The sequence below is a fragment of the Paenibacillus dendritiformis genome (genome assembly GCF_015845845.1).
Classification (GTDB): Bacteria; Bacillota; Bacilli; order Paenibacillales; family Paenibacillaceae; genus Paenibacillus_B; species Paenibacillus_B dendritiformis_C.
Genome location: NZ_LDIG01000201.1, coordinates 1 through 11,200 on the forward strand (window position 1 = coordinate 1; position 11,200 = coordinate 11,200).

13 protein-coding genes and 1 pseudogene are annotated in these 11,200 nt (G+C 48.6%); 2 read left to right on the forward strand and 12 right to left on the reverse strand.

Going from position 1 to position 11,200, the window contains the following annotated elements; genetic code table 11:
* Positions 1-687 (forward strand): transposase (locus ABD76_RS20360; RefSeq protein ID WP_197256362.1); only part of this gene is annotated, 687 nt, incomplete at its 5' end.
* A 413-nt stretch (positions 688-1,100) separates the two neighbouring features.
* Entirely contained in the window at positions 1,101-1,544 is a 444-nt protein-coding gene (locus ABD76_RS20365; protein WP_197258967.1) for a transposase, read from the forward strand.
* Between the two features lie 164 nt (positions 1,545-1,708).
* Here ABD76_RS20365 and ABD76_RS20370 read toward each other — a convergent pair whose 3' ends face one another.
* The 12 genes and pseudogenes from ABD76_RS20370 to ABD76_RS20425 all read right to left on the reverse strand — a co-directional run.
* A complete protein-coding gene (locus ABD76_RS20370; protein WP_197258968.1) occupies positions 1,709-2,206 on the reverse strand; it encodes an HGGxSTG domain-containing protein in 498 nt (165 codons plus the stop codon).
* 274 nt (positions 2,207-2,480) lie between these two features.
* On the reverse strand, positions 2,481-2,711 hold the full coding sequence (locus ABD76_RS20375) for a hypothetical protein (protein WP_197258978.1): 231 nt from the start codon (positions 2,709-2,711) through the stop codon (positions 2,481-2,483).
* Complete coding sequence (locus tag ABD76_RS20380; protein WP_197258969.1) at positions 2,692-2,838, reverse strand: hypothetical protein; 147 nt, start codon at positions 2,836-2,838, stop codon at positions 2,692-2,694. Before ABD76_RS20380 ends, ABD76_RS20375 begins: the two co-directional genes overlap by 20 nt.
* On the reverse strand, positions 2,831-2,983 hold the full coding sequence (locus tag ABD76_RS20385) for a hypothetical protein (protein ID WP_197258970.1): 153 nt from the start codon (positions 2,981-2,983) through the stop codon (positions 2,831-2,833). Before ABD76_RS20385 ends, ABD76_RS20380 begins: the two co-directional genes overlap by 8 nt.
* A gap of 298 nt (positions 2,984-3,281) precedes the next feature.
* Positions 3,282-3,647 carry a ribonuclease toxin immunity protein CdiI gene (gene cdiI / locus ABD76_RS20390; protein ID WP_242069683.1) on the reverse strand — a complete coding sequence of 122 codons (366 nt, stop codon included), beginning with the start codon at positions 3,645-3,647 and terminating at the stop codon, positions 3,282-3,284.
* A 20-nt stretch (positions 3,648-3,667) separates the two neighbouring features.
* Positions 3,668-6,562 (reverse strand): CdiA family toxin C-terminal domain-containing protein, encoded by a 2,895-nt coding sequence (locus tag ABD76_RS20395; RefSeq protein WP_197258971.1) that lies wholly within the window; start codon positions 6,560-6,562, stop codon positions 3,668-3,670.
* Between the two features lie 28 nt (positions 6,563-6,590).
* The gene (locus tag ABD76_RS20400) at positions 6,591-6,962 is read right to left on the reverse strand and encodes a DUF4280 domain-containing protein (protein ID WP_197258972.1); all 372 of its coding nucleotides are present in this window, start codon (positions 6,960-6,962) and stop codon (positions 6,591-6,593) included.
* Positions 6,963-6,982: 20 nt separating this feature from the next.
* Complete coding sequence (locus tag ABD76_RS20405; RefSeq protein WP_197258973.1) at positions 6,983-7,609, reverse strand: hypothetical protein; 627 nt, start codon at positions 7,607-7,609, stop codon at positions 6,983-6,985.
* The gene (locus ABD76_RS20410) at positions 7,593-8,129 is read right to left on the reverse strand and encodes an imm11 family protein (protein ID WP_197258974.1); all 537 of its coding nucleotides are present in this window, start codon (positions 8,127-8,129) and stop codon (positions 7,593-7,595) included. The genes ABD76_RS20405 and ABD76_RS20410 overlap by 17 nt, the downstream gene beginning before the upstream one ends.
* Positions 8,130-8,155: 26 nt before the next feature.
* The gene (locus ABD76_RS20415; protein WP_197258975.1) at positions 8,156-9,253 is read right to left on the reverse strand and encodes a pentapeptide repeat-containing protein; all 1,098 of its coding nucleotides are present in this window, start codon (positions 9,251-9,253) and stop codon (positions 8,156-8,158) included.
* Positions 9,254-9,266: 13 nt separating this feature from the next.
* Entirely contained in the window at positions 9,267-10,742 is a 1,476-nt protein-coding gene (locus ABD76_RS20420; RefSeq protein ID WP_197258976.1) for a phage baseplate assembly protein V, read from the reverse strand.
* Positions 10,743-10,818: 76 nt separating this feature from the next.
* A pseudogene (locus ABD76_RS20425) lies at positions 10,819-11,200 on the reverse strand (DNA and RNA helicase); the annotation flags it as partial.

Genomic DNA, 11,200 nt, shown 5'->3' on the forward strand with positions numbered 1-11,200 from the left:
GGCGAAACGATGCTGGATCTGCTGCCGGGTAGGAAACTGGAGGAATTGCGTGCCTATGCCCAGGCGCATCCCGACTTCCTTCGGCTGAATCCCAAAGCAGTGGTCATGGATTTGGCCCAGGCTTACCATACCTGGATCAGCGAGTGTTTCCCGAATGCGATTCGCATCGCAGATCGCTTTCATGTCCACGGTTATGTAATCGAAAGCGTGCAAGAAGTTCGAAAAACGGTTCAGCATACCTTATCGCCGCGAGCGCGAGCGTATTTGAAAGCGAACCATCGTTTGCTGAATCCTCCAGCGGAATCGCTGAGTGAAGAAAGCAGAAAACGACTGGAAACGCTACTGAATTATTCTTCGCTTCTGCGCAGCGTGTGGGAGTGGAAAGAAGCCTTCACAACTTGGTATGACCGCTCGCCCAGCTATGCTGTTGCCCGACTCGGATTTGAGCGTTGGTGCGAGCAAGGCGATCAGATCGACCATGCAACGGTACGCAGCACGCTGGGGACGATGCGAAATTGGAAAGAGGAAATCGTGAATTATCATCAATGTCGCTGGACAAACGCGACCGTAGAAGGCCGTCATAATCGCATTAAAGCGTTTCAACGTCGCCATTACTTTATGCGAAATCCCAATCGTTATAAAGCAGGTATTCTTATCGAATGCAACCGTCACCGGTTGATATGCTGATAGTCAAGCACTGATTTTGAGATTGAGCCTAAAAATTAGCTCCTTGTAATCTAGCTTTTCTGAATGGTGGAGAACATATCAAAATACAATGGGTTCTATAATGTTAACACTCAGTAACTCAGTCATCCTTTCCCAGATTTCATTTACTTTTGGATCGTTTGGTTCAAGTTCAGAACATTCTTTTATAAGTGTCTTTATTAGAGCTGAGTCTAGCAAGAAATCACCCCCTAAGTACCATTGGATTTCTCTAACTGATATTTATAAAAGTTTCGTACTCTTATTCTCCTTGGTGTCAATAGTCACCGCTGTTGATTGAAATTCTAACTGCCCATGAGTCCTATTTAGCCCCTATATAAACTTGGACAGTACGCCCCTTACTCCGATACAATAATATTGAGGCGGAGGGGAACGAAATGAAGAAGAAACAGTATGATCTTAATTTCAAAAAGATGGTAGTTGCTAAAGGGAAGGAAATCGGCAACATGACCGCTGTAGCAAGGCAACATGAGCTTGATCCAAAGATGGTACTGCGATGGGCTAGAGAATTAAATCGTAAGGACCTGGATCAACTGGATGGGGCTAGTATGAAGCAAGCGAAGTTTGTCCCGACTGCAGAATATTATGCTGCGCTTGCGAAAGAGAATGAGAAGCTCAAGAAACTCTATGCAGAGCAAGCCTTGGAGAGGGACATTCTCAAAGACCTATTAAAAAAACGAACCCTCACTTGTACGCCTCAATCTTTTTTACCTGTTCCGCTATGGAAGTATTCTCGATCTGGCTATCTGAAGATATACGAGCGTATCCAACCACTTTCTTCATTGTCACGTTACCCACGTCCAGTTCCTCCTTTTTTGTAAACACTATACGACCCAGATTAAGGAAATTACAATTCCTTTTATCCTTCTTACCATTCACCAACCGTGATCGTGGTAAGCCAACTGTCATTTTATTTTGGCGTATCCCCTGAGCGAACCACAAAAAAGGAAGCGAACAAAGCTGTCTGCCTTGTTTGCTTCCCGCATCATTTTTGATACTTTTTTTTCGCCTGTTCCAGTATTTCTGCCAGTTGGTCTAATGCTCCATCGCTTTTTGTTTCGTTCATTTCTAACAGCCTGCTGTTTTCCCGAATGAGTGCAGCTTTGTTCATCTGTACTTTCGTGATCGCGTCCTCAATGACTCGGATAGCGGCTTGATTCGGCTTGTCCTTTTCTTCTTCCTGCTTGATACGTTGCAACATGCGCCGGATGCGTATGTCGGACAGTTTGAACTCGTTTTCCACTTGGGCTGTCGGGTCGGTTGATACTCTTGCATACAGTTGCCGTTCTTCGTCTGTCAGCGTATCCAGCCAGATCGTTTCATACAGCCCATGTTTCAGCGCGTTTTTGTTGCCTTTTAGCTTGGAACGGTCTTTCGGCCCCGTTGATTTTCCACCATGCAATCTGCACCGCCCATTATGCAACGCCGCTTTCTGGCAAGGCTCGCCGCTTCTCGTCTTTGCTCCGCAGAGCTTTTTCTCCATCCTTTCACCCCTTACCTTATTTCATGAGGTTTGTTTCCCCGACCGGGGGAGGACTATACACCCCCAGCTTTTATCTCATCATCCATTTCGGCTATGTGTAACTCTCTTTGCCAGGTAGGCATGAAACTCGTCTTGCAATCCTACTCCAACGACAAAGTCGATATAGCATTCTAACAAGTTTAGGATTCTCGTATGGCTTTCGTTTGCCATGCTCAGTTCTTCCCATAAGAATTTCTCATGCTCCGTCAATTTTGTTATTCCTCCTGCGACATTCTTATTTGGTTTGTATCGTGGTTTCGTTCCTTGTCGGGTAATATGTCCTTGCTTTACACGTTGATACGGTTTGCGCTATAAGAGCGTGGGGCTGCTTTGCCTTGCGCTCCCAATACCTGCGCTCGTACTCTCTTTGCTTTTCTTTGTTTTCAGGTTTTTGCCGCCACTTCCGTCTGTACTCTCTTTCGTACTGGCGGCGTGCTTCTAATGCTTCAGGGCTTAGTTCTTTCATTCGGCTTGTCCTCCATCACCAATTCAATAATATCCTCATCATCTACAATCTCTATAAATCCATCTTCATTTGCCGACTCAATAATCTCTTCTAGCGGTTCAAATCCTTTTATCAACTTCCTACTCAATTTTGTTCCCCTCCAATTCTTCCAGCTTTGCACGTTGTGAAGCTAATAGCTGTTCCGTTTCCTGTATTCGTTCCTCTGCCCGCCGAATCATCGCCGCCGCTTCTTCCTTTGCTACTTCCAATTCCTTTTTCTGACGGGCTAACACACTTAGTATTCCCTTACTTCCTCTACGATTGCCTCATACTCTTCCTGTGCCTGAGCAATTAGACCCGCCTTTTCCTGTACTTGTTTTGCCATTTCCCTTTTCCTCCTTTGATTTTGGACATGCAAAAAAGGCTCATTCCTCCTCATTTTTCAAGTGGAATAAGCCTTTGAAAGTTGGTTTAAACGTGTTTGTCAAGTTTTAAGTGTTTGGTTTGTTGGTTGTATTGTACGAACCCTGCTATTACGATGTAAACCTTGAAACTGATTTTGTTAAATTATTTTGGACGGTTGTCTCTTGCTCAATGTTTTCTTTCCAAACTATATTTCTCAACAATTCTTTTTAATATGTTACTGATGGTTTCCTCATCTTGAGGATATTCCTTTAAATACATATTGCATGCTTGCTCAAGATAATAATAGAATGTCTGATAATCTACAATAATTTCCTCATTATGCAGAGCAAACATCACCCCTTCAAAAGGATCATCATCAGGCTCAAGATCATTTGGGAATGTACAATCTACAGCATTAATACCATAACCTACGCCAGTGGATAAGTGCTCAATCAATTTTACAAAGTTATCGTCAGTGATCGCGTTGAAAAATGCCACAACAGGGAAATGGTCATCTTTCAACATTTGAGATTCTGCTAATTTTCTGCTCATATCTGTTTGCATCCTTTCAATTATAATTCGGGATAAAATGATGTAACTTCTCCATCTTCATCAGTATATCCTCTCCATTTTATGCCCTGACTGTCATAGCCTTCCCATTCTCTACCTAAGGTACCTCCTGAAGCGGCATTATTTGCAGCTTCTTTTCCTCGTTTAATAAACTCTTCATCAGAGATTACCTTGGGGTCATATACAGTTTTATCAAACGGCTTTGCTCTCCACCCTGTTTTTTGACCAGTCTTAGCATCTAGTGAAGGGACCTGATATGTTATCTTTTCCACCCCTGGCATACTTTCATGTTTCTTCACATTTAAAATATTTACATCATTTTTCATAAACTCATCTTTGTTATGCGCCCCACCTATACCTCTTTTACGCGGAACATTAGGATCAACTTTTTTAATATGATCTTCTAAATTAGATGAAAACTTAGCTTTTTGCGTCCCCCCAGCACGACGCCCGGAACCTCCGCCATTTCCACCATCCACTTTGGAGTACATAGGATGATCTGAATTTTTTACAATAATCGGAACTCTTTGGTTTGTCCCGGCCGTTTGCTTGTACGCGACCTTGAAAGGCATACGATCCGTCAAGTCTTTCGGCATTTTCCCCAGCAGCTTCCCGATAGCCGCCTCCAACTCTTCGAACCGTTCCCCTAGGCTCTTCGCATGCGTTTTGAACTTGCCATCCTTGGGTGGACCTTTCTTCTTAGGATGATGGGAAATGGAAGGATGAAGGGGTATTTTACCACTAGCCCCCCCGTCAGGCAACTTTCTGGCACCAGTAGCTACATCCTCGGCAGCACCGGAAAACATCTTCACTAATTTCCCGCTCTTGGCTATGGCATATTCACCCGCAGTCCCTAAAGTCAAGACTGTGTCCGCAAGGACGAGGCCTCCTTCCCCAGCAACCCTGCCCGCCTCCACGTTTTGCTCATAGCTCGTCGTCAGTAAGTCTAACTTGAAGACTTCCAGTTCGGATGCTTTGCTAATAGGTTGAATGACACTGTTATCAACCATCTCTGCCCCATCCGACAATACGTCACTAAATGATTTTTCGCGGGACCATATATCCGCTGCATATGTTTTCCCTTTAGCGATGCCTTGGACGATACTATTTCGCTCCGCAAGGGGGGCAACCTCCTGCCCGTTTATCCCTTCACTCACCGTTCGGATCATCGCATCGGACAAAGCATCTGCGACTGCCTTCGTTTCTACACCTTCAATCTCGATCCCGGAGCTTTTAAGACTATGTTGAATTCCGAATGAGAGCGCATTCGTTAGAGCGACTTCCCCCGCATCATTGGCGAACTTCAAAACATCCATTGCCCAATCCTTGACCGCCCCGCCGACGCCAACCGCTCTGCCGACGAAATTCTTCGTTCTTCTCCAAGCAGAGAGAGCTGTCTCTCCGTACTTTGCCAGATCCTCCTCGAACTCGCTCATCAGTGGTCCGTGTTGCCGGCGATTCTCCGCATCCAGCTGAATCTCGTCGCTGCGGACGCTAACTTCCTCGGCTAATTCCATTGTAACCGACGGCGTGCTTATATACAGCCCATCCATGCCTTGCAACTGAATCTGTTGCCCGTGGAAGCTCAGATCTCCTGCCGCCTGAATCTGTATGTTGATGGCGCTGCTCAAGTTCACACCCGAATAGGAATTCATCGAAATATACAGTTTGCCCTCTTGTGCAGTGATGTATAATTCCTTGTCCCCAAGCGTAAACTCTTTGCCTTGCGGATTGCCGAAAGACTTGACACCAGGGTCTGCCATCTTCCGCTCATGCTTCTCCACATAATCGCCCTGCGGCTCTACACGCACCGACTGGATAACCATCGCTTCATCCTCATCTGCACTTGGGAAGTACAGCTTCACCCGGGTCCCCAGTTCTGGCATCAAGTATAAGATCTGATTGCCTTCAGCCGCATAGGGAAACCACTGCGCCTTGCTCGCATCCTGCTGCTTGTCCATGTCCAGATGAAGCTTTACCTGGTTACGGCTCACTTGAATAATCGTTCCGTCGATAGCCGCACCGATAATGGTACTATTGAACGACTTTTTTCGCTTCACTTTGTCTGGCGCCGCACATACATATCTCCATCGGAAGACGCCTTGCTGCATGACGCCAGTCCGCCTCGTAATCACGAATGTCTGCCCCGCCAGCAGTACTTTATCTCCGATTTCCAGGCATTCGTCATTTTCAAGTTCAAATGTCGTATAACGATACTCCCGCACGCTTGCGGTACCGTCGACAGATTTGGCTGTATACGGGACAACCGCGTGATTGACCTCGTAGGGATGATGAGCGTCCAGTTGGATTCGTCGCCTCCCCTCGGGCAATCCGATCCATAATCGCGCCTTATGCGCCGTCACATCCGGGACCACCAGCGCTCCCGCATGAGATGCCAGTCTCTTCAGGAATGCCCAATCGGTCTCTTCATACTGCATGATAAACTTGCCTAGCTGCCGCTCGCTGAACGCATTGTCGATCAGTTCTCCGCCAGTGTAAGCGCCGACGATTTCTTGCGCGATCTCCCGATACAAACGATCCGGCTGCTGAAAGGACCGTGTGTTCACGGCAATGTCCATCGCATACGTATGCGACACCGCTTCGGCCTCAATATAATGAATGGAGCGTACAACTTTCACTTCCACATGAGTCAATCTGCCCATGAACAGCGGTCGCCCCTTTGACTGGTCTGCCACTGAATGAAGTTCAATCCGCTCTTGACTCATCGGGCTTCCGATGATCTCATCGATTCTCTCCTCAGATGCGATGCCAGTAAAGCGCAGTATGGCATGTTCGCCTGCCTGGTGAATCAGTTCCAGCCGGTCAAGCCGTATTGCCCCGAACGGCCATACCAGATGCAGATCCTGATAAGTCGTAACGCCTTTCACGCTCTGCATATACGCCCTCCTTTCCGTTGAGGTAACGTCACTTCTGCCCATCCTGCTCAATTGAAATGATTCCTTTATTGGCACAACTTAGCTTGGAATTGCTTAACAAAGCGGGCTCATTGTCTATGAGCACGTCTCGCTTTCCTCCCGTCCACTTCTCATAAATCTGGGGAACACACAATCCGCCTGAAGTCTCGCAAAACCCGAAGCATCCGATATGTTTGCCGGGAACATGATCGGCAATATTCATCACCGGCTCGCCTTTGATATAGACACCATGATCTTCGGGCAAGTTCAACACGCCGGGATCGGTCCCCTTGCTGCAAGTTACCGTAGCGCCTCGCACGACATAGGAATGTTCGCCGCTAAATAGCCCTGATGCCAGTGATAACAGCAATCCTTGAAGCATGTGATCTGCCTCCTTCCTTTTTACGGCCGCGCCCGATCATGGAATTGCAAGGAACGAATTAGCGCGTGAGAGAGCGGCTGCCATAACAAGAGATCATTCACAGTAAAATGAAAGCTTCCCCATACCGCTCTCTCATCCCAAATCGTCGCGAACATTATCAAATAATACATCGCATCTCCCGCTGGAAGGGCGTATTCACAGCACACCATCCCCCCTGATTGGAGTTCGATGATATCCTCCTGCAGTAACTGAACATCGGATCGAAGTTCCTTAGCCGTGACCGTCATCGCCGTCTTCAGCGCATCCATGTCATCCCACGATAAATGGTGCTCCCTCACGCTCAACCCGAATATGACCGTTCTGTCTTCATTCGTAAAAACATCTTGTTCCCCCGCGCTGGGGAACTCTCGTTGCACCACGCCTCTTGGAATGAGCTGCATGGAGCGAGGCAAACGAATACTCGCCCGACCGCCGAGCAGTTCCTTGTCCTCAATCTCGATCAACCGTCCTCCGTCTTCGACAACTCCATGCTGTACCTGGGCTTCCCAAACCTCCGGAAGCACCGCCTGCTCCTCCGCTGCCGCGATCTGCTCCTGAGCGCGCAGATTATTTGATACCTTCAGAAATTGTTCATCCCAATGTGCCATCGTCTCGCCCTCCGTCCCACTGCTCTGCTTTGCGCAGCATAAAGCCGGTCAACCCTCGGCGCAGCAGGCTTTCCGCTGCCTCCAGGCTCACCACGATGTAAGGCTCCATTATGCCTGCAATCGCAAAGAAATGATGCTCCTTCACGCGCTTATGATCCAACACCAGTCTCTTCACCGTTCCGTTGCGGTGGAACTCACTTTCCGGGGAAAGACACTCCAGTTCAGGCACTTGCAGCACCCAATACACGTTGTGCTTGTTGTTCTTCCTGTCGATAAGATCCGTCCGCTTCACGGACAAAGCAGGATTGTATTGCTCCAGGATTGCTTTCATGCGATCCGAGACCATCCGCCTTGGCTTATCGAGCCAGTCGACATAATCACCCATACCGCTATTGTCCTCATTGATATCCAGCAACGATATCGGCGGCAGCCGATCGAAGGCGAGATCGTGTGGCAGTCCCTGCGGCCTGATCTTGCGGCTGATCCGATCGTCGTCTATAAGCAAATAGTAGTCGCGCATCCTTTCGCCCCCCTTCAAACCTCGTGCTAACCGTCAATCCAGTTGATGGCCGCGATCTGCTCCGGACTCAACCGGTACCGTTCGCGATCCTCTTGGAGAAAGACGGCATTCCGTAAATTGGCTCCTTGAAAATCTGCCCCGTATAAACGCGCATCGGTAAAAACGGCCTCCTCCAAATCGGCATTCGTAAACCGTACCCCTAAGAGGCCGGGCAGACGGTGAAAACCCTCTTCCTGCTGTTGACCTTCCGCGCGGGTAAAAATCGCCCCCCGCAGATCAGATCCACGAAAATCAGCGTCATGGAGCAAAGAATTACTAAAGTCCGCACGGTGCAGGACGGAGCCGTTCCAGTTCGTTCCGATAAGCACACAAGCGTGGAAGGTAGCCGCTGTCAGATCGCTCTCACTAAAATTGCTATATCGAAGATCCATTTCTTTAACGACAATGGAGGCCAGCCGGATGCCGGCGAATGACTCATAGGCGCAAGCCGCTCCTTGCTCAGACAACAGTCTTTTTGCTTCCTTCTCCTTCTTCCTAACACACTCTTCCACATGCACATCTTCGCTTATATCCATCAATTCACCGATCCGGATACGTAACCGATTCGCTTTTTTTATGTTCTGATACTCGGGCAACTTAACCGCCTGTGGCATGGCCAGACGCATCAGCGCCGTCACGAATTGGGTAAAACAGTCCAAATGCTGCAGCACCATATACTCCACATCTGCAGGGTGAAGAATGCCCATATACATGGGACGGCGCTCCTCCAATCGTTCAATGAGAGCGGAAGCGCCTTGCAGCGCCCATCCTGCATCATATCGGGCATAGCATGCCTCACGATCCCAATACCATTGATCGGAATACGCCTCAATCAAGTAGGTATGCGCACGTTCCAGCACAGACGTCCGCAGCATGGAGTAATGAATGAATCCGATCGGGGCCTTTTCCTGGAACTTCTGCATTGCTGCAATATGGGTACATATGTCCCGGAAGGATTCTATGAATTCCGAGGCCAGCCGCTCTTGGTTCCCCTCGAAGAAGTGTGCCAGCGCGTAGACCTGTTCCGCTAACGCAGGCAGAAACACCTGATCGTACAAATGTTGGCGTGCTTTCTCCTTATCCACCCTGATTCGCCTCCTAGTTCATCTTGACTTCCGCACCCTTCATTTCCACGGTATTTTCCAACGTAATCGTATTGTCATTACCGGACAGTTCTACTTTGCCTGCCTGGATGCGAATATTTTGGGATGACATTAGGATATCCTTTGCTGCTGTGATGTTTATATTTTTGCTGCTTATAATGTCAATGCCGTGTTCATCGCTGATCGTGATCGACATGTCTTGGGAAGAGATAACGATTTTATCCTTAGCCAACAAAATCTCTTTTCCATACTTGGTCCGGAACCGCTTGGTTGAGGGGTCGGCCATCGGGTCGGACTGTTCGGTCCCTAGGTGGCTTACCCCTTCTCCTGGGCTACTGCTGCTGGCTTTTGGCGGGAGTTTCGTCTCCGGCGACTCCTTGAGAACGGAACTGATGGCAATACCGTCCGCTTCTTTTTTGCTTGGGAAATAGATGCGGATCTGATCATTCACTTCCGGCATAACATACCAGCCCGTATTGTTATCCGAAGCATAAATCGTCGAATACGGGAACCAATGCGCTGTACTCTGATCCTGCTGATCATCCATATCCAGCTTCGCCCGAACCGTATCCTTCTTCACTTCAATGACCCGTCCCTGAATAGAGGCTCCAATGATTTTATGGTTGTATATTTTCTTGCACTGCAGACCTCTGCGAGGAAACAGCTTGTATGTGTGCGTCAACACACCGTTTTTCAATTCTGTTACGGCTTCTCCAACAACAAGGGATCGGGACTGGAAAATTACTTCATTTCCGATCTCTAACACTCGGTTAGATTCAACTTCATATACGACAAAATCTTGATCGGTTACTCCAGGGAGCCGATTCTCAAGAGCCCGTTGATATTCTCCAGCCCGCTTCTGGACCGTATAATGAGAGGCTTCCAGTTTACCTTTATTCTGACCTTGAGGCAGACCGAAGTAGAATTTGGGGTGGGTAAAGGCGGCTGCCGGAACTAAACCGGTATAAAAGTGTGAGGCCATCCGCTTAAGGAACTGCCAATCGGTCTCCTCATACTGCATAAAAAACGTGCCGAGCTTCCGGCTTTGAGTGGATGAATCGATAAAGTCTGCCTTACTGTACCCGGACAGCACGGATCGAATAAGCCCGGCAAAAGACATCTGCGGATTTTGAAAGGATCGCTTTTTAGGCTTGATATCCAGTAAGTAAGTATGGGAAATCGCATCTACCGCCAGGTAATAAATGCCTCGTACAGATGTAACATTGGCACGGATGACAATGCCTTGGAACCAATATTTTGGTTTGCCAGACTCATCCGCCAACGAAACCCTCATATATGTTCCCGAGTCCGCCATATGAACATAACTGTCCTTATGTTCCTCCGGAATCATGCCTGTAATGGTCAAGCGGACATGATCGTTCATTTTTTTCACTACTTTTAACGATTGCAAATTGATAAACTCAAACGGGGCCACATAAATATTTCCGAATGTTATTACCTTATCCCCCATGAAAGTGTCCTCCCTGTGTCCCATTAACTAATTCTGTTTCCGGGCAAAATGATTGGATCTATTCTTCTGCCTAGCATCAATCCACAATCACCCGCTGCCGCCCGCCGGGACGCATGTCCGGCGCCATGGCCCGGCCGCTGCCCGCTTCGCTCAGCACCCGGCGGAGGCCGGCGTAGAGCCGATCGTTGGTGAGCTCGCGGTAGCCGGTGCCGAGCCGCTGGCCGAGGTAATGCTGAATGACGTCACGCTCCACCGCGCCGCCGTTCAGGCACAGCATGGCGAAGGCGGCGTCATGCGCATGTTCGACGCGGGTCTTCAGCAGCTCCTGCGCGAAGTACCGCAGGATGAAGGGCGACAAGGTGCTCTGCCCGATGCCCGCATGCGGCACATGGATGACATTCAGCGTGTTGAATTCGGTAGACAGGTCGGCGAAGCTCTGGTAATCGTCCCGCAGCCGG

What these genes read in the sequence shown, in the direction of transcription:
- ABD76_RS20365 (WP_197258967.1), top strand. Translation starts at nt 1,101, where the DNA reads ATGAAGAAGAAACAGTATGATCTTAATTTCAAAAAGATGGTAGTTGCT.
- ABD76_RS20370 (WP_197258968.1), bottom strand. Translation starts at nt 2,206, where the DNA reads ATGGAGAAAAAGCTCTGCGGAGCAAAGACGAGAAGCGGCGAGCCTTGC.
- ABD76_RS20375 (WP_197258978.1), bottom strand. Translation starts at nt 2,711, where the DNA reads ATGAAAGAACTAAGCCCTGAAGCATTAGAAGCACGCCGCCAGTACGAA.
- cdiI (WP_242069683.1), bottom strand. Translation starts at nt 3,647, where the DNA reads ATGAGCAGAAAATTAGCAGAATCTCAAATGTTGAAAGATGACCATTTC.
- ABD76_RS20395 (WP_197258971.1), bottom strand. Translation starts at nt 6,562, where the DNA reads ATGCAGAGCGTGAAAGGCGTTACGACTTATCAGGATCTGCATCTGGTA.
- ABD76_RS20400 (WP_197258972.1), bottom strand. Translation starts at nt 6,962, where the DNA reads ATGCTTCAAGGATTGCTGTTATCACTGGCATCAGGGCTATTTAGCGGC.
- ABD76_RS20405 (WP_197258973.1), bottom strand. Translation starts at nt 7,609, where the DNA reads ATGGCACATTGGGATGAACAATTTCTGAAGGTATCAAATAATCTGCGC.
- ABD76_RS20410 (WP_197258974.1), bottom strand. Translation starts at nt 8,129, where the DNA reads ATGCGCGACTACTATTTGCTTATAGACGACGATCGGATCAGCCGCAAG.
- ABD76_RS20420 (WP_197258976.1), bottom strand. Translation starts at nt 10,742, where the DNA reads ATGGGGGATAAGGTAATAACATTCGGAAATATTTATGTGGCCCCGTTT.